Source organism: Enterococcus sp. DIV2419 (assembly GCF_051711865.1).
Lineage (GTDB): Bacteria > Bacillota > Bacilli > Lactobacillales > Enterococcaceae > Enterococcus > Enterococcus faecalis.
This window is the reverse complement of sequence record NZ_JBIONS010000001.1, coordinates 1,054,399-1,078,298: the sequence shown is the minus strand read 5'-3', so window position 1 is coordinate 1,078,298 and position 23,900 is coordinate 1,054,399. Positions and strand designations below refer to the sequence as shown.

Annotated in this window: 18 protein-coding genes and 1 riboswitch; of the genes, 1 reads left to right on the top strand and 17 read right to left on the bottom strand. The window is 37.3% G+C overall.

The window, feature by feature from the left end; translation table 11 throughout:
- Window positions 1-90: 90 nt before the first annotated feature.
- The 9 genes from IGI97_RS05060 to IGI97_RS05020 all read right to left on the bottom strand — a co-directional run bounded on the left by IGI97_RS05060 (window position 91) and on the right by IGI97_RS05020 (window position 7,940).
- Window positions 91-462 (bottom strand): DoxX family protein, encoded by a 372-nt coding sequence (locus tag IGI97_RS05060; protein WP_002362881.1) that lies wholly within the window; start codon window positions 460-462, stop codon window positions 91-93.
- Window positions 463-645: 183 nt separating this feature from the next.
- Window positions 646-1,941, bottom strand: a complete 1,296-nt coding sequence (gene purB / locus IGI97_RS05055; protein ID WP_002356808.1) for an adenylosuccinate lyase — start codon at window positions 1,939-1,941, stop codon at window positions 646-648.
- Between the two features lie 42 nt (window positions 1,942-1,983).
- A complete protein-coding gene (gene purK / locus IGI97_RS05050; protein ID WP_002382795.1) occupies window positions 1,984-3,099 on the bottom strand; it encodes a 5-(carboxyamino)imidazole ribonucleotide synthase in 1,116 nt (371 codons plus the stop codon).
- Between the two features lie 327 nt (window positions 3,100-3,426).
- Complete coding sequence (locus IGI97_RS05045) at window positions 3,427-4,746, bottom strand: nucleobase:cation symporter-2 family protein (protein ID WP_002382793.1); 1,320 nt, start codon at window positions 4,744-4,746, stop codon at window positions 3,427-3,429.
- Between the two features lie 2 nt (window positions 4,747-4,748).
- Window positions 4,749-5,330 (bottom strand): xanthine phosphoribosyltransferase, encoded by a 582-nt coding sequence (locus IGI97_RS05040; protein ID WP_002356804.1) that lies wholly within the window; start codon window positions 5,328-5,330, stop codon window positions 4,749-4,751.
- A gap of 154 nt (window positions 5,331-5,484) precedes the next feature.
- Window positions 5,485-5,582, bottom strand: a riboswitch (purine riboswitch).
- A 147-nt stretch (window positions 5,583-5,729) separates the two neighbouring features.
- Entirely contained in the window at window positions 5,730-6,416 is a 687-nt protein-coding gene (locus tag IGI97_RS05035) for a hydrolase (protein WP_002356802.1), read from the bottom strand.
- Between the two features lie 19 nt (window positions 6,417-6,435).
- Window positions 6,436-7,077, bottom strand: coding sequence for a glycoside hydrolase family 73 protein (locus tag IGI97_RS05030; RefSeq protein WP_002366997.1), 642 nt, complete (start codon window positions 7,075-7,077; stop codon window positions 6,436-6,438).
- 99 nt (window positions 7,078-7,176) lie between these two features.
- Complete coding sequence (locus IGI97_RS05025; RefSeq protein ID WP_002384259.1) at window positions 7,177-7,356, bottom strand: hypothetical protein; 180 nt, start codon at window positions 7,354-7,356, stop codon at window positions 7,177-7,179.
- Window positions 7,357-7,415: 59 nt separating this feature from the next.
- The gene (locus IGI97_RS05020) at window positions 7,416-7,940 is read right to left on the bottom strand and encodes a hypothetical protein (RefSeq protein ID WP_002382789.1); all 525 of its coding nucleotides are present in this window, start codon (window positions 7,938-7,940) and stop codon (window positions 7,416-7,418) included.
- A 166-nt stretch (window positions 7,941-8,106) separates the two neighbouring features.
- Between IGI97_RS05020 and IGI97_RS05015 the strand changes: the two genes are divergently transcribed.
- Window positions 8,107-9,066, top strand: coding sequence for a Gfo/Idh/MocA family protein (locus tag IGI97_RS05015; RefSeq protein WP_002389962.1), 960 nt, complete (start codon window positions 8,107-8,109; stop codon window positions 9,064-9,066).
- Window positions 9,067-9,572: 506 nt separating this feature from the next.
- Here IGI97_RS05015 and IGI97_RS05010 read toward each other — a convergent pair.
- The 8 genes from IGI97_RS05010 to IGI97_RS04975 form a co-directional block, all read right to left on the bottom strand.
- Window positions 9,573-9,992: a hypothetical protein gene (locus IGI97_RS05010; protein ID WP_002367000.1), complete on the bottom strand. Its 420-nt coding sequence runs from the start codon at window positions 9,990-9,992 to the stop codon at window positions 9,573-9,575.
- A 112-nt stretch (window positions 9,993-10,104) separates the two neighbouring features.
- On the bottom strand, window positions 10,105-11,457 hold the full coding sequence (asnS, locus tag IGI97_RS05005) for an asparagine--tRNA ligase (protein WP_002376912.1): 1,353 nt from the start codon (window positions 11,455-11,457) through the stop codon (window positions 10,105-10,107).
- A gap of 16 nt (window positions 11,458-11,473) precedes the next feature.
- Window positions 11,474-12,673 carry a pyridoxal phosphate-dependent aminotransferase gene (locus tag IGI97_RS05000; RefSeq protein ID WP_002359774.1) on the bottom strand — a complete coding sequence of 400 codons (1,200 nt, stop codon included), beginning with the start codon at window positions 12,671-12,673 and terminating at the stop codon, window positions 11,474-11,476.
- A 38-nt stretch (window positions 12,674-12,711) separates the two neighbouring features.
- Entirely contained in the window at window positions 12,712-13,230 is a 519-nt protein-coding gene (locus tag IGI97_RS04995; protein ID WP_202577122.1) for a cell wall elongation regulator TseB-like domain-containing protein, read from the bottom strand.
- A gap of 75 nt (window positions 13,231-13,305) precedes the next feature.
- A complete protein-coding gene (locus IGI97_RS04990; RefSeq protein ID WP_002407157.1) occupies window positions 13,306-16,095 on the bottom strand; it encodes an ATP-dependent DNA helicase DinG in 2,790 nt (929 codons plus the stop codon).
- 180 nt (window positions 16,096-16,275) lie between these two features.
- The gene (locus IGI97_RS04985; RefSeq protein WP_047649021.1) at window positions 16,276-17,652 is read right to left on the bottom strand and encodes a hypothetical protein; all 1,377 of its coding nucleotides are present in this window, start codon (window positions 17,650-17,652) and stop codon (window positions 16,276-16,278) included.
- A gap of 218 nt (window positions 17,653-17,870) precedes the next feature.
- Entirely contained in the window at window positions 17,871-19,328 is a 1,458-nt protein-coding gene (locus IGI97_RS04980; RefSeq protein ID WP_002356790.1) for an amino acid permease, read from the bottom strand.
- Between the two features lie 211 nt (window positions 19,329-19,539).
- Complete coding sequence (locus IGI97_RS04975; RefSeq protein WP_002381593.1) at window positions 19,540-23,895, bottom strand: PolC-type DNA polymerase III; 4,356 nt, start codon at window positions 23,893-23,895, stop codon at window positions 19,540-19,542.
- Window positions 23,896-23,900: the final 5 nt, after the last annotated feature.

Below are 23,900 nucleotides of genomic sequence, written 5' to 3'. Positions count from 1 at the left end.
TTAAAAAAACTAAAACAGCTAACTATCACTGTTTTAGGTCTTTTTTCGCAATAACAACTAGTTTGACCAACTCTTTATTGCTTTGATTTATTAAAAATAAAGTTTTAACGTAAGATACTTTTTATCGGCATAGCTAACCAAAATAGCCAAACTGGTTATTGCTAAAAATAATTCGTACTCATAACCACTAAAACCACTTGCCAAACCAAAAGAAAAAATAGCTCCGACTAAAACTGCTATGAATCCTACTGATACCAAAGGAATTAAAAAGCCAATAATCATAAATAATCCACCAATTAATTCAATTGCCGCTACACCATACACGAAAAGGCTCGGCAAACCAATACTACCAAAAAACGCTAAAGTATCTTCCAATGACGTTACTTTCATCACTCCATGAATTAGCATCGTCACCCCTAGCCAAATTCTAATCACTTGAATGCCTCGCTGTTGTTTATCCATACTTCTCCTCCTTTGTTTGCATTAAATAGTTAATGTAACTATTTAAGTTACATTATAAAGGATAAATCGAAAAAAGTATAGAAAAAAACAAACGTATTTAACAATACGTTTGTTTTTTAATCCTTCAGTTTATAACATTATAAGAGAAAAGCGAGAAGAATCATCCTTCTTCTCGCTTTCTTTTTATCCTAAACCAACACGTTCAAAAATCGTGTCAACATTTTTTAAATGATAATGGTAATCAAAGGCATCATCTAGCTCTTCTTTTGATAAGACAGATGTAATTTTTTCATCCGCATCTAGCAACGGACGGAACGCCGTTTGATGATCCCATGCGTAAGCTGTTTTTGGTTGGACCAGATCATACGCTTCTTCACGTGTCATGCCATGGTCAATCAATTTTAACAAGACACGTTGGCTATAAATTAGTCCATAGGTCGCATCCATGTTACGTTTCATATTTTCTGGGAAGACCGTTAAGTTTTTGACAATATTACCAAAACGATTCAACATGTAATTTAGCAAAATCGTCGTATCGGGAATAATAATCCGTTCAGCAGACGAGTGAGAAATATCTCGTTCATGCCATAAACTCACATTTTCAAAGGCAGTAATGACATGACCACGAATCACACGTGCCAAGCCAGTCATATTTTCAGAACCAATTGGATTCCGTTTATGCGGCATTGCCGAAGACCCTTTTTGTCCTTTTGCAAAAAATTCTTCTACTTCACGCGTTTCTGATTTCTGTAGACCACGAATTTCTGTTGCAAATTTTTCAATACTTGTCGCAATTAATGCCATGGCAGAAACATATTCTGCATGTAAATCACGTGGTAAAACTTGTGTCGAAATCTCTTGAGCACGGATCCCCAAATGTTCGCAAACATATTCTTCAACAAATGGTGAAATATTGGCAAAGGTACCTACGGCTCCACTGATTTTACCCGCTTCGACACCTTTGGCTGCATGTTCAAAACGTTCAATGTTGCGTTTCATTTCAGAATACCACAACGCTAATTTCAAACCAAATGTAGTAGGTTCTGCATGAACACCATGCGTTCTTCCCATCATGACCGTATGTTTATACTCTTTGGCTTTGGCTCCGACAATCTCCGTAAATGTTTGTAAATCTTTCCGTAAAATATCATTCGCCTGTTTCAATAGATAACCATAGGCAGTATCCACAACATCTGTGCTGGTTAACCCATAGTGCACCCATTTTCGCTCTTCACCAAGCGTTTCTGAAACGGCACGAGTAAAAGCGACAACATCATGACGTGTTTCTGCTTCAATTTCTAAAATACGTGCAACATCAAATGATGCATTTTCTCGGATTTTTTGTACATCTTCTTTAGGAATTTCGCCAAGTTCTGCCCAAGCTTCATCCGCCAAAATTTCAACTTCTAGCCATGCCTTGTAGCGGTTCTCATCTGTCCAAATTGCACCCATTTCGGGTCTTGTATAACGATCAATCATTGTACCTTATCCCCTCTTTACTCCTCAATTTTTGAAAAATAATTACGACCAAATCTTTGTTTCTTTAATTTCTTCCAGTGTTTCATCGATTTCTTTGGTTAATATAGTAATATGCCCCATCGCTCGTTGCGCTTTTGCTTCACTGTGGCCATAATAGTGGAAATGCCAATCTGGATGTTCATTAATAATGTCCATCGTTTCATAGGCCTCATTTCCAAGCACATTGACCGTGACTGCTTCAGACAACAGTTGAATCGTTGGCATTGGCCAATTACATAAACCACGAATATGCGTATCATATTGGCTAAAAGAACAAGCATCTATAGAAAAATTCCCAGCATCTTCTGGACGAGGTAAAATTTTATTTACATAAATCCCGCCTGTTTCTGTATAAAACATTTCAATTGAAAGGGTGCCGACTAAACCAACTGCTTTAGCAATCACCTTAGCAATTCGTTGCAACTCGCCACTAACTTCGTCATCAATTCGGGCTGGCGCAATCGTTTCATGTAGCTTACGCTCTTTTTTAATTGTTTCCACAACTGGAAATGTCGCAAATTCGCCACGACCATTACCAGAAATCAGAACAGATAATTCTTTTTCGTAAGGAATCCAAGCTTCCAAAACACAGGTTCCTTCTCTTAGAAGATTCATGGATGGCGCTAAGTCCGAAGTACTATGTAGTACATAACGACCTTCCCCTCGCGTGTTCTTTAAGATACACGGGTAGCCAATGCCATCAATTGCTTCTTGAATATCAGTCGGACTAACAATCGTTGCATAAGGGGCAATCACAATATTATTATCTTCCAAGAAACTTTTTTCCATTAAGCGATCTTGCGTAATCGCTAAAATATCTGTTCCTTGCGGTATATTCGCCAAATGTTGAATCGCTGTTAACGCATCAACATCTGCATGTTCAAATTCATACGTAATCACTTGGGCACGTTTTGCCAATTTCTCTAACGCTTCAGGATCATTATATGCTCCTAATAATTGCCAATCGGCAACTTGTGCAGCAGGACAATCAATTTGTGGATCTAGCACACCCACTCGAAACCCCATTTCTCTTGCACTAAGGGCCATCATTTTTGCTAAATGTCCGCCACCAATGATACCAATCACTTGACCAGGTAATAGTGGTTTATCCAAGTTCATCACAACTTTCCATCACAGTTTTATCCTTAAAATCCTTCTGCGGTTTCTCGTCGCAGTCTAGCCTTTAAGAGTGCTCTTTTTACATGATACAAGGAAAAAGGCTCAACTTCAAGTGCCAGCAGTGTTTCCATTAGGTTTTCTCATCAGAATTTATTAACATACTTTAGGATAAAACAGCGGTAACTTACTACTCGTCTCTTTGTAACCAAGCTTTTTTCTCTTTTTCTCTTCAGATTGATGAAAACATTAAATTTTTCTAAACGATGATTAGGTCAAAAAAGTATGAAAGAAAAGCCACCTGACCTTATCTATCATACTTTTTTGAAACTATTCGTTACTTTCTGAGGTTTCTTTTAAACCATTGAATAAAAGATTTAAAATAATTGCGGTAATGCTGCTCATGACAATTCCATTACCAGTAAACATGCTAACAGTTTCTGGTACTTTATTAAAGAGCGTCGGCATAATATTAAAGCCTAAACCAAAGCCAATCGAGATGGCAATAATTAATAAATTTTTGTCATTTGAGTAGTCAACTTTTGACAACATGCGCATTCCTTGGACAGCCACCATTCCAAACATAACCAGCATTCCGCCGCCTAAAACTGGCTCTGGGATAATTTGGGCCATCGCACCAATTTTTGGTAATAAGCCTAAAATAATTAAGAAAAAAGCAGAAAAATAAATTGGTCGACGTGTTTTGATCCCAGATAATTGAACTAACCCGACATTTTGAGAGAAACCTGTATAAGGAAACGTATTAAAAATCCCCCCTAAAATGACGGCTAAACCTTCTGCATGATACCCACGACGTAAATCATCTTCGCCAATTTTCTTCCCTGTAATGTCTCCTAAGGCAAAATAAACACCTGTTGATTCAACCATACTAACAATTGAAATAATAATCATCAACACAATAGAAGAAAGATCAAACGTTGGTTTGCCAAAATAAAATGGCTGTGGAAAATGAAACCACGTAGCTTGACCAACAGGAGATAAATCCACTAATCCCAGAAACGCAGCTAAAATTGTGCCACCGACTAGGCCGATTAACACGGCAATTGACTTGATAAAGCCACGTCCCCAAACTTGCACAACAATGATTAAGGCAATTGTTACAAATGCGAGGAGCAAGTTTTTAGGATCACCAAAACTTTTGTCCGTTGCTAAGCCGCCACCCATTTTTTCAACAGCAACAGGAATTAAGGTCAAACCAATAACTGTAATGACTGTGCCGGTGACTAAAGGCGGAAATAGACGTTTAATTTTTGAGAAAAATCCTGCAATAAGAACGACAAAAATGCCCGAAGCAATAATTGAACCGTAAATTGCACCAACCCCTTTGTTCGTACCAATCATGATTAAAGGCGCAACTGCTTGAATGGCACAACCTAAAACGACTGGCAAGCCAATCCCAAAAAACTTATTCACCGTTAATTGTAAAAGTGTCGCAACGCCGCACATAAAAATATCGATTGAAATTAAATACGTCATTTGTTGCGAATCAAAATTCAAGCCGGTTCCGATTAATAAAGGTACGGCAACTGCTCCAGCATACATCGCTAATAAATGTTGCAATCCTAAAACGGCGGCTTTCCCATTTGGTGTTTCCGTCTGTTGTGGTGTATTCAATTGTTTTGTTTCCAAGATTATGCATCCTCCTCTAAAAACGTCACCGTTCCTTCACTTAATGAAGCAATACGCGCTAAAGAGACTACATTTAATCCCATGTCTTCTAATAACTGACGACCATCTTGGAATGATTTTTCAATTACGATACCAATTCCTTCAACCTTTGCACCAGCCTGTTGGCATAATTCTACCAATCCTTTGGCAGCTTGTCCGTTAGCTAAAAAGTCATCAATAATCAACACTTTATCAGCATCAGATAAAAATTTTCTTGAAATTGAAATTTGGCTTGTCACTTGTTTTGTAAATGAATAAACTGAAGCTGTTAAAAGCTCTTCATCCATGGTTAAACTTTTTGCCTTACGAGCGAAGATCATTGGCACGCCTAATTTTTGCGCTGCGTATAAGGCAGGAGCGATTCCTGATGCTTCAATTGTAATTACTTTGGTAATGCCTGCTTCTGCGAAAACCTCAGCAAAACGATTACCCATAGCCTCCATTAATTCTGGATCCACTTGGTGCGTAATAAAACTATCTACTTTTAAAACACCTTCACCTAATACACGGCCATCATTTTTGATACGTTCGACTAATTCCTTCACAATATGAACTCCTTTACTTATTTTTCGATAGATGCTTTGTTCTCATCCTGAGGAAAGGACGGTTCGTTAAAAACGAACGAAATAAAACAAAGTGCTATTTATATTCGTGTTCTAACAAAAGAAAAAAGCCCATTTTGCCAAAGCAAAAAAGGGCTATCCGCTCTTCTTCACTTATAGACCAGCATTTACGGTGCTGGGTAGAGACGGTCAACCGTATTTTGACCTTATACAAGCTTCTATGTTTCTCTAGGATAGTACAAAAATCTCTAACTTTCAATGGTTTAACAACTTTTTTTCATTAGAATTTTCAAATAATTGGTTCATTCTTCCATTGTTCCGTAAAAGCGAACATTAAATAGTCAAAAACGCTTTGGCAGTCTATCCTGCCAAAGCGTTTTTTTATTCTTCATCGGTTGCTTTTTCTTGTTCACGATATTTTTTCATTTTTTTGCTGAATAATTCACCGTTACTAGGGGGCGTATATGTAATAGCATTCGCTCCGGCGATAATGGTTTCATGAATACTCGATTCAGTTGGTCCTCCTGTTGCAATAATCGGTAATTCTGGATACTTGCCACGGAAATAGCGTACGGTGGCTGCAGTATCTTTTCCTGCACTGATATTAATCATATCCACGCCAGCCGCAAGTTTTTCATCAATTGGCGTATGAATAGAAGTTACTGTGCTGATAATAGGAATATCGATTGCTTCATCCACCATTTTAATTGTTTCAATTGGTGTAGGACCATTCAAAACGACACCCATTGAGCCTTGTGCTTCTGCAAATAAACTCATATAAGCAGAACGCATGCCTTGCGTTAAACCGCCGCCGACTCCTGAAAAGACAGGAATATCCGCTGCTTCAATAATGCCTTTTGTAATCGCTGGATGCGGTGTAAAAGGGTATACAGCAATCACTGCCTGTGCATCCGTATTGCGGATAATCGCAATATCTGTCGTAAAAATAATTGATTTTATTTTACGGCCAAAAATTTTAATGCCACTGGCTTGCCGAATAATCTCTGGCATTTTTACAATATCTTGTTTCAGCGGCGTCATAATTTCTGGAATCCACTTTTCGCTCATTGTCATCGTTCCTCCATGCTTAACGGTCGTATTTATTTAAATTGTATTCTTCAATTACATGAATGATCTTATCAGCGTATGTAGGATCCGTTGCGTATCCAGCATCTTGAAGCGCTTGTGCAGCCTCTTTATAATTTTTGGCTAACAAGACTTTTTCATATAAATTTGGATCCCAATCGACCCCATCAACAAATAACTTGGTATGATCTCGCATGGATTCTTCCCAATTGTCATAAACTCGAAAATCACCCTGAATCGTAATCCAGACCTCATTGACATACTCTTTTGTTTCTAAATTGACTTTTGGTTGATTCCCATATGCTTTAATCCCAAAAAGATTGTTATATTTCGATGCTAATTGACTTTGTCCAAAATTAGATTCTAAAACTGCTTGCCCCATAATAATACTTGGTAATACCCCGTAAGATTCTTGTAATTCACGTGCATACGGCGTGATTTCAGCAACAAATTCTTCTTTTGAGATGTTTTCATTTTGGCGATTGACTGACTCGCTTTGTCCCTTATCTGAATCCGAAAGGACAGATAACGAAAAGACAAAGGCCAAACCGACGACAACTACGCCTAAGAATAACTTTGGCAAATTCAGCTGCTTTTTTCTTTTTTTCTGATAGTTGCTCACTTCATTAATTCCCCACTTCATCTTTTATTTTCCGATAAAATGTTTCACTATCTTTCACTTTCGTGATTGATTTCATTTGTTACTATAACCGAATAATTGTATCATTTTCACAGAAAATTATCAACTTTCATCACTGCTTACGCTCGTGATTTCAGTACTTGATTCAGTGGTAGCAGTTGAAGAAACTGTACTACTTTCAGAAATTTTAGTGGATGATTTCACTGTTGTTTCAGTTGATGTGTGAACAGATTCTTCAACTGGCTTTTTGCCAAAAAAGACAAAAATTACCGCACCAAACATAATAATCACAGATAAAATCCCAGCAATTGTGTATTTCAAAAGACCATCCTTCCTATTCGTTATTCACCTACGTAAGTATCCATCAGATTTTCATTGACCCAATCTAATAATTCAACTTTTGAACCTTCCAATTGTCGTTGAATCGTAGCTGGTAACCGGAATGTAATAATATCATCAAAACCCCATTCGCCATAGGCCAGCGTCACTTTCAAATCAATATAACCAGCAGCAATTTCTTGTTCCTGTTTATTGTTAGGAATCAATTCTACAACGCCCAAATCAGATTGTAACCATTTTTTGGCAATTGTTGTTTTTAACCGTTTATATTCCGAAACAGCTAGGTTACGTTTTTCCGGAAATAAGATGGTTTGGCGGAGTATTTTTTGAGTCAGCATCCACTCATAATCCGTAAATAAATTCTTAATTTTTTGCATGACTTCATTGTCCAAACCAAATTGGCCTTCTTTCCAAGCTTGCCAATCGGCTGCTTGAATTTGATAAGCGGAGTAAAAATTTTCTTCTGTTTGGTACTGTTCAATAATTGCGTCAACAATAATATCTACATAAACTTGATGCATAATCATTCGCCTCCATTTTCTATTTTACTGAAATTCTCTAAAAAAAGCATCTTTTTATCTCTGGATTTTATCATATTTACAAAATTGTCCTTGTTTTCTAATTTCTCTTGTTTACAGTATAATAAATAATGAAGTAGATTTGAAGAAATTGCATAGATTAGGAGGACTTCTTTTGACAAAAAAATTATATCAATGGGGCATCGTAGGATTAGGTGGGATTGCCCACGAATTTGCTTCAACGTTTAAACAAGAAACTAGCCAACTTGCAGCTGTTGCTTCACGGACATTGTCTAAAGCAGAACAATTTGCCGCTGATTATTCAATCCCTAAAGCCTATGGTTCTTATGAAGAATTGCTAGCAGATGAAACAATCGATGTTGTCTATATAGCAGTGCCAAATAAACAACATGCTGAACACATTTTAAAAGCGCTCCAGGCCGGAAAACATGTGTTGTGTGAAAAAGCTATTACGATGAACGCGGCAGAATTAAAACAAGCCTTGGCAGTTGCAGAAAAAAATGACCTTATTTTAGCAGAAGCCATGACTATTTTTAACATGCCACTATACGACGAATTACGTCGCTTGATGGATGCTGGCAAATTTGGTCAGTTAAAAATGATTCAAGCACCATTTGGAAGTTACAAAGAACCCGATCCTAAAAATCGCTTTTTTAATCCTGACTTAGCAGGCGGCGCATTGTTAGATATTGGTACTTATGCGGTTTCGTTTGCTCGTTGGTTTCTCAGCTCACAGCCAGACGTTTTAGCTTCTAGCATGGTTCCCTTCTCTACTGGCGTTGATGAACAATCGGTGACATTGCTTCGGAATAAAGAAAATGAGTTGGCTACTATTTCATTAACATTCCAAGCAAAAATGCCAAAGCAAGGAATTGTTGCTTTTGAAGATGCCTATATTACCATTACAGATTATCCACGCGCAGATGAAGCGATTGTTCACTACAACGACGGTACGGTTGAGACCATCGTTTCTGGGTATTCAGCTGAAGCCATGAATTACGAAATCTACAATATGGTTGAAGCAATCAAAGGTACACAACCCAACCGCTCCTTATTTTTCACGACAGAAGTCATTGATATTTTGGACCAGATGCAAAAATTATGGCAGGCGTAAGGAAATCAAAAAACAGAAGGTAGTTTAACCTTCTGTTTTTTGTTTTACTGCTTAATTATTTTTACTAGTTTGAGATATATCCCTAACAGTATCATAAATACTGCACTAACTCTTAACTCTGTATTATACTCATAAAGCCAAGTAGCTTGTGAAAAGACAAGAAATACTAAAAAAATAATTGGTATACAAAATAATCTATTCTCTTTTTCTGTCAAAAAAATGATTGACAGTGATAATAAAAATAACGGAATAAACATAAATTGTAAAAATATGTTCGATAAGACAACTATGTAATTCTTAAATAAGACTGGATTGATCCAGATAATTGCAACAATAGTCAATACAAAATATCTAATGATACTTTCCGTCCTGATGGCATATAACAGTCCTAGGAAAGCCAACAGGCTACCAATTATATCTTCATAGGCAAATAGATGTGTACTGATCATCGCTTCTGTTCACCTCCTTTAATAATAAAAGCTTAATTCAGTTTTTCTCTTTCTTTCCTACTTCTTCTCAGTTAAGTTTTGTAACAATAAATAACAAAAATAGACCACTACGATCAACTGAATCATTAACCAACTAGGCGTTACTTCACTTAACACTGTTTCTCCATAACTACTCCCTAACAACGCAAAAGTCAAAACCAAAAGTGCCTCTGGAATAAATGAGCGTGTTTTTTTGTAGAAACTTTCGATTAAAAGAACCACACCTGTCATTATAAAAAATAACGGTACAACCAAAATGTCATATATCAGATAAAAAAATCCACTATCATTTATAGAATAGCTAATTAGTTTAAATATGAATAAATTTTTCCATGTTACAGCTAAAATAATCCATAAAACGTATTTCATTGTATAGCGATCAGAGACAAATAAAATTACCGAAAGCAGAAAAATAAATAAAAAACCAAAGAAAACCATCTTTTTTACTCCCTTAACATTACTAATTGGTGAATATCAATTTAAGCTTTATCGCATCAAATAAAACTGGAAGTTCAAGCTAAACGCTTAAACTTCCAGTTTCCATTTTTCTCTATGGATAAATACGGTTTAACATACGTGGGAACGGAATCGCTTCACGAATATGTTCATTACCAGTAATGAACGTAACAGCACGTTCTAAACCTAATCCGAAGCCAGAATGTGGCACAGAACCGTATTTACGTAAATCTAAATACCAGCTGTATTCTTCTTCAGATAAGCCAAACTCAGCTACTTTTTCTTTCAAATAATCATAATCAGTTGCACGCTCTGAACCACCGATAATTTCACCATAACCTTCTGGTGCAATTAAATCGGCACAAATTACAACATCTTCACGTGTTGGATGTGGTTTCATATAGAAGGCTTTAATTGCTTTTGGATAATTTAAAATGAATGTTGGAACGCCATAGTAATTTGAAATAAAGGTTTCATGTGGGCTACCAAAGTCTTCGCCCCATTCAATGTGATCATAATCATTGTTTGCTTCTTCTTTTTGTAATAACTCAATCGCATCATCGTAAGTAATACGTTTGAATGGTTCCGAAACATATTTTTCCAGTAAAGCTGTATCACGTTCTAAAACATCCAATGGATATTGTTGATTTTTCAATACCGATTTAATTAAATGCTTTACGTAGGCTTCTTGAATATCTAGTGATTCTTCATGAGTTGTGTATGCCATTTCTGGTTCAATCATCCAGAATTCCGTTAAGTGACGACGAGTTTTGGATTTTTCCGCACGGAAGGTTGGTCCAAAAGTAAAGACTTTTCCAAATGCCATCGCACCAGCTTCTGCATATAATTGACCTGTTTGTGATAAGAATGCTGGTTGTCCGAAGTAATCTGTTTCAAATAATTCTGTTGTGCCTTCTGGTGCTGATCCTGTTAAAATTGGGCTATCAATTTTAATGAATCCTTGTTCGTTAAAGAACTCGTAAGTAGCACGAATAATTTCGTTACGAACTAACATGATTGCATGTTGTTTGCTTGAACGTAACCATAAATGACGATGATCCATTAAGAAATCTGTACCGTGTTCTTTCGGCGTAATTGGGTAATCTTCTGAAGCGCCAACGACTTCTAAATCAGTGATATCCATTTCATAGCCGAACTTAGAACGGCTATCCTCTTTGATAACACCAGTAACCATGACTGCTGTTTCTTGTGATAAATGTTTAATTTCTTGGAATTTTTCTGTACCAGCTTCTTCACCAAAGGCTTCAATGAAGTTTGGTTTGAACACGACACCTTGGAAAAAGGCTGTCCCGTCACGTAATTGTAAAAAGGCAATTTTTCCGCTTGAGCGTTTGTTAGCAATCCAAGCGCCAATTTTTACTGTTTCTCCAACATGTTTGTTTGAATCAATAATTTGAATTTGTTCCACGTTTGTCTCTCCGTTCATTTCTTAGTTTATTCTTTTAGGCGTTGTGCTGAATTCGTTTCTTTTCTATAAAGTCGTTCATTCGCTCAATCGCTTTTTCTAACGTCATTAAATCTGTCGCATAGCTCATCCGCACATGTTCTGGTGCACCAAAGCCCTCTCCCGTTACCAGAGCAACATGCGCTTCTTGTAATAAATCTTCCACCCAGTTAGTCACGTTATCATACCCACAAATTTCTAACGTTTTTTTGACATTCGGGAATAGATAAAAGGCGCCTTCAGGTTTTATTAGCGAAACGCCTGGCAAAGCTGCTACTTTTGGATAGATATGATTCAGGCGTTTTTCAAAGGCCTGACGCATGTCTTCAACTGTCGACTGTTCACCTGTTAAAGCCTCAATTGCCGCATATTGGCTAACCGCGACTGGATTACTGGTGGATTGTGAAGCGAGTTGTGTCATTGCTTGAATAATTTTTTCATCACCGACTGCAAAACCAATGCGCCAGCCTGTCATTGCATATGTTTTGGAAACACCATTAATAATGATTGTCTGTTGACGAATTGCTTCTGAGATGGTTGCAATTGGTGTGAACCGATGTCCATTGTACACCAAACGACCATAAATATCATCTGCAATAATGAGGATATTATGAGCAACTGCCCATTCACCAATTTGGCGTAATTCTTCTTCCGTATAAATAACACCAGTTGGGTTAGATGGTGAATTTAAAATGATTGCTTTTGTTTTGTCCGTTCGTACAGCTTCTAATTGTGCGACTGACACTTTAAATGATTGCTCTTGCGTGCTTGATACAAATACTGGCTTGCCTTCTGCTAACTTGACTTGTTCACCATAACTTACCCAATAAGGGACAGGGATAATCACTTCGTCCCCAACGTTCAAAATGGCTTGAAATAATAGATACAGCGCATATTTGGCACCATCTGTCACAATAACTTGCTTGGGTTGATAACGAAGTTGATATTCTCGTTCCACATAAGAGACAATTGCTTGCTTTAATTCAGGAATGCCGCCAGAAGGTGTGTAATAACTTGCTCTTCCATCCTCAATTGAAGCAATTGCTGCTTTTTGAATATTTTTCGGGGTTACAAAATCTGGTTCCCCAACCGTTAAGCTTAAAACATCTACACCTTTTGCTTTTAATGCTTTCGCTTTGGCGGCAGCTGCTAATGTAACAGAAGGAGTCAATTGCTGTGCTCGATTTGATACGTTCATACACCTTTCACTCCCACTTTCATCAAAACCTATCTAAATTAAATATCTTTGACAACGTTAATCTCTTCGCCTTTATCAAAGCTCATAAGATAATACGTTAGTACTCCTTGATCATTTTCGGTGACCACTTCCCATGCAGGGCGCTTATCATAAAGCCCTAACGTAGCTTTCATCACCGATTCATCGGGATGGGCTTTAGCAACAATGTCTGTTATTTGTTGTTCAGTTTGACCATCTTTTTGATTTAAGACCGTGACTTTTTCTCCCGATTTAGGGACAATCACGACAATATCTGTGCCTTTATCATTTTTGCCGGTTAAAGTAAAATACGTATTTTTGCGTGTAAACCAGTAAAATTTATCAACTGTTTCTAAATTAGCAGAAGTTTTGGCAATTGCGGTTGCTTCTTTTTTGGCTTGAGCCATTGGTTGATTGGTTCGTACAAAAAAGATAATTATTGTTACAAGAATTGCTAAAAGGATTGCCAATAGGGTTAAAAGGACAGTAATCCGTTTCTTCTCTTTCTTTTCTTCTAATTCCTCCAAAAATCCTTCCATCCTCTCTAAACTTACTGGGTCTTATTATAGCAGAAAAATAGCGGCCTTTCACAAATATGACCTAAAAATAATCGATTATTTGTTTAAAAATTCCTTTAATTCTTCTAAAATTTCAGGCATGGGCGCTTCTTTTACTGAGAGTCCCTTGGGAAACGCTTTGATTAATCGTTTGCCATATTTTGCAGTGACTAAACGACGATCCAGAATTAGCAATGCCCCTCTGTCTTCTTCAGAACGGATTAGACGGCCCAGTGCTTGTCGCAAACGTAAGGCTGCTTTCGGTACCGCTTCTTGAGCAAATGGTTGTATCCCTTCTGCTTCTAAATACGCATATTTTGCTTGCACAAGTGGTCGTTTCGGGTTTTCAAAAGGTAAACGCGTGACGATCAATAACTGTAAAGCTGTTCCTGGTAAGTCCACACCTTCCCAAAAGCTATCGGCTCCTAGCAAAACATTTGGTTTTCCATTAGAGAACCGTTTAAGAATTTTTTCACGACTGCCGCTAATCCCTTGGGCGAGGACCTCTTGTCCTTTTTCCAATAATCTTGGCTGGACTTGATGATACACGGTGGACAATAATTCATGCGAAGTAAAAAGAACCAACATCGAACGTTCCTCTTGCGCCATCAATTTTTCAATGGTATCTGAAATGTATTGACCCATTTCATAGGAAGAGGCATTTTGAATGGCTACTGCTTCTTCCGGTACATAGACTCGCGCATTTTCTGCATAGTTATATGGCGTTGGCAGGGTTTTGAACGTCACCTCTGTTAAACCTAACCGTTGCGGTAAATACTTTTTATTGTTGCCAAACTTCAATGTGCCGCTTGTATAAATAATTCGTTCATACCGCGGATACCACTTTGTTTCAGGAAGCAAACTAGCTTCTAAGTCATGAATTTCAATCAAGCCATGGTCTTCATTTTGTGGTAAATATTCTTTTACCCAACGTGGACGCCAATCATCAAGATAAATGGTAAAACAGTGATGAATACGTTCAATTTCATCAAAAAATTGAAACAAGCGAACAAAAACGATGCGATCAGCCAAACTAAAGGTTTCCAACTGACTCATAATTGTTTGCTGTAACTTACTTTGAATAGTTAACAGCTCCTGCAGTAAAAGCTGGAGCGTTTGACTATGTTTTTCTCCCGCAGCAGATAAATAATCAATACGTTCTTTGGTTAAAAGCAACTCCTGATGGTCTATTCGCTTCTGTGTTTTACTAAATAAACGATGCAATTCAAAAAGAAAATCTTGCCATTCATCCACAAAATCCAGTAAACCTTGCTGATAAATTTTTACAAACCGCTGCTCTTCAGAAAACTGTTGAAAAATTTGCTGTAAAGCAACAAAAAGTTGTTCTTTTTCAATAAAATGCGTGACTTGTTTTTTTAGTATCACACTGTTTACTCGTTCGCTTGCCATCCGACTAGCGATGTCTGGTAAATGATGTGCTTCATCAATAATTAGCCACGGACTTTCAGGTAATAACGGTTGTTTTCTTAGCGACTCTTGCGCCAAAAATGCATGATTAACAATCAACACGTTACTTTGAGCGACTTTTTTATACAGATGTCTTAAAAAGTCAACTTCATAAAGTTCATCTTTTTTTGAAAGAAAATCCAATCCGCGATGTGTAACTTCTTTCCAGAATAAATGATTTAAATTCGTCAATTGTAGTTCATCTAAATCGCCCGTTTCTGTTTCTAGCAACCAGACGAGAACGCCCATTTGATAAAGAGCGTATTGTTTTTGCGGAGTTGGCTGATTCAACGTTGCCTTAAAGCGTTGTAAATCAAGATAGTGTCGATGGCTTTTAATAACAATGCCTCGTAATTTCCCTTGGCAGATTTGATTGGCTAATGGTAAATCTTTTTCCACTAATTGATTTTGTAAAACAATCGAAACTGTTGAAATGATGACTGGTTTTTCTGGCGTTGCTAAATAGCTCATCGGCAACAGATAGCCTAATGTTTTTCCCGTTCCAGTCGCTGCTTCAATAAATAAATCTTTTGTCGTTCCTTCTGTAAAATGATCATAGACTAAATTCATCATCCGACTCTGTTCCGCACGATAAGCGAAACGTTCGCCAAACAGTTTTTCTTTGGCTTTTTTAGTTTTGGGATACGTGCTAGTCTGATAGAACGTTTCTTCAAAAAGAGGAACTTCTTTTTTGCGTAAAGCAATGCCACTGACCACTTGATAAGCTGGATTTAATGGTGTGACTTGTTTTTTCATTTGTTCATACGTTTGTTGAATAAAGGCACTGGTTTCCCGCGCTGTCTGTTGACTTAATTCCGCAATTTTTTCCATAGTGACTAATGGTAAAGATTTCATTTTTTCTTGAATTAATAACAAAAGTTCGGCTGTAACCTGCGCATCACTATCTGCTTGATGGGGATTCTCATGAGACAAACCTAAGCTTTCCGACAAATCACTTAAACGGAAACTTTTTTCTGTCGGTAAAAAAATCTGTGCCAATTCCACTGTATCAATGGCTGGAATGGTAAGTGGCGGCGTGCCACACCGTACCAGTTCACGAGCTAAAAAATTATAATCAAAGTGGACGTTATGCGCCACAAAAATAGTATCTTCCAGATAATGATAAATTGTATGTGCTACATCTTCAAAATAAGGCGCTTTTTGAACTTGCGTATTACTAATCCCCGTTAAACTTTGAATTTGTTTTGGTACTACTTGATTGGGATTCACATCTGTCGCAAAGTTCGCAATAATCTTTCCATCTTGAACGAGAACGCATCCAAACTGAATGATCCGATCACTTGTAGGATCTGTTCCAGTCGTTTCAAGGTCAACTACTGCATACACTTGTTTGTCTTTCAATGACTTCACGCCTTTCATTCATCTTTGAAAATTATACTACAATTTATAGGATTTTCACTAGTATTTCAAAAATTCTCTTGAAATCTTTTCCAGAAATAATAAGAAAGAGCCTGAAACAAAAATCCAAAGTGATTTTTGTTTCAGGCTTAAAAGCTGATAAACTGAACGGTTTTGTCTTACCTTCTCCTAAATAAACGATTAATAACAGTCAAGGATTTTCTGCATATACTGGTTTAATTGCCCATAGCCTTCCAATTCTCTGATTACTGGTAGCGGACAACGAACCTTTTTATTAAATAGTGTCCGCTTTTCAACATATTCTGTAACTTCGTCTAAAAATTTATCTAATCCTTTTTCTAATTTCATACAACTTAACTGATTGCAAATTCGCACGTCTCCTGCCTTTTTCTTTTGAACTTGTTTAAATGATTGTGAGAATGCTTTTGCTTCAAACATTTGTGCTTCTAACTGTCTTTTTTCAATCGTTATTTTCGGTACTGCTTGATTTCCATCAGTATCCTCTAACTGGCGACTCATAAAGCGACGATAAATTTCCTCTTCTAATTCGTCCAATTGTCGTTGAAAGTCTGCAGGAATTGTCCGACTTGATGAATTTTCTTTCTCACTTTCCATAGAGACAGCTTCTTTTTCTGGCTTCTGCTCCTCTTCTTTTTCGGCAGACTTATTTACTGAATTTAGCGAGCTTTTTTCTGTTTCTTGTGGAAAAGTAAATAAAGGTTTTGCCGCGGTACTCTGCTGGTTTTCTTGTTTTTTTTCTGGCTGTGCTTCTTTAATTGGCGCTGGTTCAGATAACACTGGTTCTTTCGCTGGTTCTTCAAGTACTAGTTTGTTAACGGGAAGCACTGCTTCACTTGTTGCTACAGTTGTTTCACCTTCTTGATTTTCCAGATTATCAGGCGATAGATTGACGTCTGGTTGTTCCAGATTAGTATCCTCTGATACTTTCAGCGATGCCTGTTCTGCGGCTATCACAGGAGAAGCTCTTTTCAAATGGATCGTTTTTATTTGTCTAGAAATGACGGGATTTCTCGTTTGATTAACGGCTTCATTTAAGGAGGCTAAATTTTCTTTTAAAAGTGTCAACATTTCACGTAAGACAGCAATTTCACCAGCTAATTCCGTTAATTGATTTTCTTGCGGCACTACTTGCACATTGGTTTCATTCATACGGACTGTTTTTTTATTTTTAGTTGTCGGTATTTCATACATCCATTGTTTCAATGCGAATCGTAAGTCACGAGTGGTCGGCTCAAAGCTTCCAAAATAAACAGTGTAGTACATTAACTCCGTTTCAACATAGACATAAATCTTTTTAACAATTAACTCTTCAAACTGTTCTGATTCATCCCAACTTTCACATAAAGCCTCAAAAAATTGTTCCCCTTCTGCTAAATTTTGGTACTCTTTCGCTAAATAAAGCTTGCGAATTAAGTAAAAATTATACGGTGTTTCAACATTATCCGCATAAATTTCTCGTCCTAAAAAATCTGGATTCGTTTCTTTACAAAGAAAGACCGTTTTCTCTTCTGGTTGTGTTTCAAGTGTTTTAGTCATGAGGTTCACTTCCTTTTTCTCCGTTAATAACCATTTTTTAATGATAGATACCTTTAGTATACAGGAGAAATTCTTCTGATTTTCTCATATTTTTAAGAGACAATAGAAATTTTAGAGAAAAATCGACAGAAAAAAACGTGAGATAAACAGTCCTATTGACCATTTATCTCACGCAAAATACTTAAACTGACTATTTTATCCTTGAAACATGCAACCATTTATTCTGCTGAATCAATTGGCAAAATCGTGTCTTTTTTCTCGCGACGTGCAATTGCTGGTAAAATCATTCCTAATAGAATTAAGACGATTGGTGTCACAATGTTAGAAGCTAATTGGAACAACCAGCCTTGAGGGTCTGAGGCATACTCAAATTTAGGCACCATTCCTAGGATACAAGCAAAGGCTGTAAATAGGAAACACCAAAGACCAAACACAAAACCAATTTTAGGATTTTTAACAAATTTATATTCTGAATTAAATTGTTTGTATGCTTTGTTTAGAAGCATATAGGCAAAGAAGACCCACAAGTAACGCATTGGCATAACTACAGAATTTAAGTTAGTTAGCCATTTAACCACTTCGTTCATGTCCTTCAACCCAAACATCGGTAAAGCGATAATAATACTTACTAAAATACCTGTTAATAAGTAACCATTAATTAACGTACCTTTTTTCGTACGTTTACGTAACCAACTTGGAACAAATTCTGGATCTGCTTCAGCTAAAAGAATTTTCAGTGGAGCATCAATTGAAAAGGCTAACGCAGCCACTTGACCCACTGTATTCGTCAAAGCATAAACAATCATTAAGAGATTACCGACACCATAATATGCGCCTAATTTTTGGAAGGCACTGTAGGCACCATTTGCCATTAAATCTTTAGGAATATTGTCACTTGAGAATAACATGCCCATTGCAAATGAACCTAAAACAGCCGATAAACCAACCATTGCCGCTAGGAAAATCATTCCTTTAGGGAACTCTTTGGCTGGATTTTTAGTTGCATTTACGTAAGGAGAAATTTTTTCAGCGCCACCTACCGCAAAAACTAACATTGATACGGTTGTAAAATAACTAAAATCAAATTTAGGAATGTAGGTGCTGACTTGTGACATGTTTGGCGTCGCAAATTCAACCGTTGAATTAATAAATGGTGCGCCTACCGCTAATAAAATGAATAAAATAGACATCACAAACATGGCGGTTCCAGCTAAACCACCAATAACTTTTAAGGTGGTTAACCCTTTTGTTGATAATAACAAGAAAACCAAGAAAATTATTAATGAAATAAATGATACCGTTACGATTGGCATCGTATTGACTAGGTTTCCATTCCCTTGAACTGCCCAACCTAAGGCAATTAAAATTGCTTGTGGTTTTTGTGCCAAGTAAGGAATGTGCACTACCCAATAAGTCCATGCTGCATAATAGGCTAGACGTTTAGTACTGGTGTTTTGCACCCACGAACTAACCCCACCATTGCTGTCTTTAAATGTTGAACCTAATTGTCCTACGATTAACGCATAGGGAATAAAATATAAAACTAAAATCAAAAGCCATGAAGTGACCACTGAAATCCCTTGTTGTGCATAATTATTCACAACATTTCCAAGACCCCAGACCATGTTAAAGGCAATTAACCCGACGGTAAACCATCGTAATTGCTTTTTGTCCATATAACCAATTCCTTTCTTATTAAAAAAAATAAAGCTCTTCATTTATCATAAGCATTTTACTTTTTATGCACAAGCTCAACATAATTAAATAAAGATGGCTTTTTAATAAGTAATTAAAACGCTTCTAGCAATGATTTTCTAATTTATTTGATGACTAAAAAAGGCCGGTGAATAAGTTGCTTCACCAGCCTTTTTCTAAGAGATTTTTCTTTTATAACATATCAAATAATGATAATTGGTTTTCATCTGGCAAGTCTTTTAAGACACCATTTTCATTCATGTATTCAATTAACGTTTTAGAAACTTTGCCTCGTGTTGCCAAATCTTCTTTCGATAAGAACGGTTGCTCTTCTCGCGCAGCAACAATGGCTTTCGCTACGTTGAGGCCTAAACTTGGCACTGCTCGGAAAGGTGCAATCAAGGTATCCCCTTCAATCACAAAATTTTCAGCATCTGATTTGTACAAATCAATCATGCCAAATTTATAGCCTCGTTCCAGCATTTCATTACATAATTCTAAAACCGTTAATAAGTTCTTCTCTTTAGTGGAGGCGTCCATCCCTTTGTCCGTAATTTCTTTCATTCGTGCTTTCACAGCTTCTTTCCCTTGTGACATTGCCACTAAGTCAAAGTCATCCGCCCGAACGGAGAAAAACGCACAATAATATAAGATTGGGAAATAAACTTTAAAGTAAGCGACCCGCAACGCCATTAATACGTATGCTGCCGCATGGGCTTTCGGGAACATATATTTAATTTTAGAACAAGAATCAATATACCAGTCAGGGACGTTGTTTTCTTTCATCGCATTTAAATACGTATCCCGTAGTTCATCAGGAATCTTATTCCATTGTCCTTTACGAACCGTTTCCATAATCTTAAAGGCCATCCCACTATCCAAACCAGCATGAATTAAATATACCATGATATCATCCCGACAACCAATTACTTCAGCAAGATTGGCTTCGCCACGACGAATCAATTCTTCTGCATTCCCTAGCCACACATCGGTTCCGTGAGACAGTCCAGAAATTTGAAGTAATTCTGCAAAAGTTGATGGATGGGTCTGCTCTAACATGCCTCGAACGAAACGTGTTCCAAATTCAGGAATTCCTAACGTTCCTGTTTTAGAATAAATTTGCTCTGCATCCACACCTAGAACATCAGGTCCTTCAAAAATACGCATCACTTCTGGATCGTCTGTTGGGATGGTTTTTGGCTCAATCCCAGATAAATCTTGTAACATCCGAATCACGGTTGGATCATCATGTCCTAGAATATCAAGTTTTAAAATATTATCGTGAATGGAATGGAAATCAAAGTGCGTCGTTTTCCATTCTGCCTCTTGATCATCAGCAGGGTATTGAATTGGCGTAAAGTCATAAACATCCATGTAATCAGGAATTACAATAATACCGCCAGGATGCTGCCCAGTCGTCCGTTTAACCCCTGTTGAACCTTTGGCTAAGCGATCAATTTCAGCACCACGCAAATGTAAATTATGATCTCTTTCATATCCTTTAACAAAGCCATACGCTGTTTTGTCGGCAACTGTACCAATGGTTCCTGCCCGGTAGACATATTCTTCACCAAAAAGAACTTTCGTGTAGTTATGGGCTTCGGCTTGATAATCGCCAGAAAAGTTCAAATCGATATCGGGAACTTTGTCGCCATGGAACCCTAAGAACGTTTCAAAAGGAATATCGTGACCATCTTTAAACAATCGAGCGCCACATTTTGGACAGGCTTTTTCAGGCATATCAAACCCTGAACCATAGGAACCATCTTCATAGAACTCAGAATATTGACACTCAGGACAATAATAATGTGGCGCTAAAGGATTTACTTCAGTAATCCCTGTCATTGTCGCAACAAAACTCGAACCGACAGAGCCCCGTGAACCAACTAAATAGCCATCTTCATTACTTTTATGCACCAGTTTTTGAGAAATTAAATAAATGACCGAGAAACCATTCCCGTTAATCGAATTCAGTTCCTTTTCTAACCGTTTTTCGACAATTTCTGGTAAAGGATCGCCATACAATTCGCGCGCACGATTGTAGCTTAAATCAGTGATCTCTTGTTCAGACCCAGGAATTTTTGGCGTATACAAATCGTCTTTTACTGGAATAACTTCTTCACATAAATCAGCGACTTTGTTGGGATTTTCTACTACAATTCGCTTAGCGACGTCTTGTCCTAAAAATTGAAATTCCGTTAACATTTCATCGGTGGTTCTGAAATGAACCTTTGGTAAACTATGGCGATTTAACGGATTAGCGCCGCCCATAGACCCGACTAAAATTTTCCGATAGATGGCATCTTCTTCATTTAAATAATGAACATTTCCAGTGGCGACAACCAGCTTGCCAAGTTCGTCACCGATTTTCACTAGATTACTAATAATTTCTTCCAAATCTGCTTCATTTTTCACCAATTCTTGTTCAATTAATGGCGCGTAAACTGGTTTGGGCATAACTTCAATATAATCGTAGAATTTGGCACGATTTTTTGCTTCTTCGACACCTTTTTGCATCATTGCTTCAAAAATTTCGCCGTTTGAACATGCGGAACCAATTAAAAGCCCTTCTCTTAACTTCGATAATTGCGAACGAGGAATCCGTGGTACTCGGAAAAAATAATCTACATTGGACATCGAAATCAATTTAAAAAGATTTTTTAATCCTGCTTGAGTTGTTGCTAAAATCGTTGCATGGAAAGGTCGAGCTCGTTTGTATGAGTCTCCTTCGCCAATATGACGATTCAAATCATCATGGAAATGCATATCATGATTCTCTTTCGCTTCTTTTAAGAAAATCCAGCACAAATGACCCGTTGATTCCGAGTCATAGATGGCGCGGTGATGTTGTTCTAAGTTGACGCCAAATTTTTTCGATAAGGTATTTAGACGATGGCTTTTGAAATGTGGATACAAGAATCTGGATAATTCTAATGTATCGATGACGGGATTAGCCGCTTCAGGTATTCCATGTTTGCCATAACTTGTATTTAAGAACCCCATATCAAAAGAAGCGTTGTGGGCCACTAAAATAGTTCCTTCTGAAAACTCTTTAAACATGCGTAAAACTTCTTCTTCGGATTTTGAACCGCGCACCATTTCATCTGTAATCCCAGTTAAATTGATCGTTGTTTGAGATAATGGATGGCCAGGATCAATAAATTGCTCAAAAGTCTCAATGACATTTCCTTTGTGCATTTTGACAGCGGCCAATTCAATAATTGTATCATAAACAGCGGAAAGCCCCGTTGTTTCCACGTCAAAGACCACATAGGTAGCATCTGTTAATTCAATATGTTCTTCGTTGTAAGCAATAGGTACACCATCATCAACAATATTAGCTTCCACGCCGTATAAAATTTTAACGCCTGCTTTTTTACCTGCAGCATGGGCATCAGGAAACGCTTGGGCGCCGCCATGATCCGTAATTGCGATGGCCTTGTGCCCCCATTTCCCCGCTTGCGCCACCAAGTCACCGACTTTATTGGTCGCATCCATTGTACTCATGTTACTATGCATGTGTAATTCTACACGTTTTTCACCTTCTGGCGCGTAGTCTTTTCTTGGCGCATGGGCGACTTCCATCAAATCTTGAGCATTCATGACTAAATCACGCATGAAGGTATCTTCTTGTACACTACCACGAACACGAATCCAACTTTGTGGTTGAATCGCATCAAAAACTTGTTCATCTTTTTCCCCATTCGAAAATTTCTTCACCACGAAAGAGGAAGTATAATCAGTTATTTTCAAAATTAAAATTTTTCGTTTAGAACGCAATTCACGCACTTCTTTATCAAAAATAAAGCCTTCAATCGTTATCCGACGTTCTTCTTCCAGTATGTTTCCCATTGGCATAATGGGTTCATCATTGGGAATATTCCGACCTAAACGAATTGGACCATCAAACGCAGGCGCTTGTTGTTGTTTTTCTTTTTTCATTTGTTCATGTTTAACAAGCGATTCAGCAGCTTGTTGTTGAAAGGCTGCGGCTTGTTCTAATTTTTGCTCTTCAAACTTTTTCAGCACTTCTGCAGCTTGCTGTTGATCCATTTTTGGTTCAATATGAAATTTAGGAAACCCGTAAGAGAAATAAAGTTCCTCAATAATTGGTAAATATTGTTGCTTCAAATAAGGAATAACTGCTTCATTATCAACAGGTAAGATAATTTTCCGATCTTCAAATTGTGGTGTCTGTGTTTTTAAGACTTTCTGAACTAACGGTGTATTACATTGACTATTTAACAAGGCCAACTGCCAATAATCCGTTAATTGTTCCTCTGTAAATGTTGTCTGATTTGTGGTTATTTGAACGGAAACCTGCGCAATTTGTTGAAAAGCTAGTTCCAATTGTTGCATAAATGTTTGATATAGCATCACTGGCATCAATTCATCAAAACTTAAATGAAATTCCCATAAGCGACTTTGTTGGTGAACAATGACCTTGTCAATCCGGCCATTTTGAATTAAGGGATGTTCTTTCGCTGTGTCATCTAACTGAATTTGCGTCATCAGTTTATCAAATAAATCGCGTGCTTTTTCTGTCACAAAAT

Bases quoted from the DNA above. Each gene is read 5' to 3' on its own strand.
- IGI97_RS05060 (WP_002362881.1), bottom strand. From the start codon at position 462: ATGGATAAACAACAGCGAGGCATTCAAGTGATTAGAATTTGGCTAGGG.
- IGI97_RS04990 (WP_002407157.1), bottom strand. From the start codon at position 16,095: ATGAAAGGCGTGAAGTCATTGAAAGACAAACAAGTGTATGCAGTAGTT.
- purK (WP_002382795.1), bottom strand. From the start codon at position 3,099: ATGAACTTGGATAAACCACTATTACCTGGTCAAGTGATTGGTATCATT.
- IGI97_RS04980 (WP_002356790.1), bottom strand. From the start codon at position 19,328: ATGGACAAAAAGCAATTACGATGGTTTACCGTCGGGTTAATTGCCTTT.
- IGI97_RS05000 (WP_002359774.1), bottom strand. From the start codon at position 12,673: ATGAACGTATCAAATCGAGCACAGCAATTGACTCCTTCTGTTACATTA.
- IGI97_RS05025 (WP_002384259.1), bottom strand. From the start codon at position 7,356: ATGTTTGGTGCGGTAATTTTTGTCTTTTTTGGCAAAAAGCCAGTTGAA.
- asnS (WP_002376912.1), bottom strand. From the start codon at position 11,457: ATGAACGGAGAGACAAACGTGGAACAAATTCAAATTATTGATTCAAAC.
- IGI97_RS05030 (WP_002366997.1), bottom strand. From the start codon at position 7,077: ATGAAGTGGGGAATTAATGAAGTGAGCAACTATCAGAAAAAAAGAAAA.
- IGI97_RS04985 (WP_047649021.1), bottom strand. From the start codon at position 17,652: ATGACTAAAACACTTGAAACACAACCAGAAGAGAAAACGGTCTTTCTT.
- IGI97_RS05020 (WP_002382789.1), bottom strand. From the start codon at position 7,940: ATGATTATGCATCAAGTTTATGTAGATATTATTGTTGACGCAATTATT.
- IGI97_RS04995 (WP_202577122.1), bottom strand. From the start codon at position 13,230: ATGGAAGGATTTTTGGAGGAATTAGAAGAAAAGAAAGAGAAGAAACGG.
- purB (WP_002356808.1), bottom strand. From the start codon at position 1,941: ATGATTGATCGTTATACAAGACCCGAAATGGGTGCAATTTGGACAGAT.
- IGI97_RS05035 (WP_002356802.1), bottom strand. From the start codon at position 6,416: ATGAGCGAAAAGTGGATTCCAGAAATTATGACGCCGCTGAAACAAGAT.
- IGI97_RS05010 (WP_002367000.1), bottom strand. From the start codon at position 9,992: ATGGTTTTCTTTGGTTTTTTATTTATTTTTCTGCTTTCGGTAATTTTA.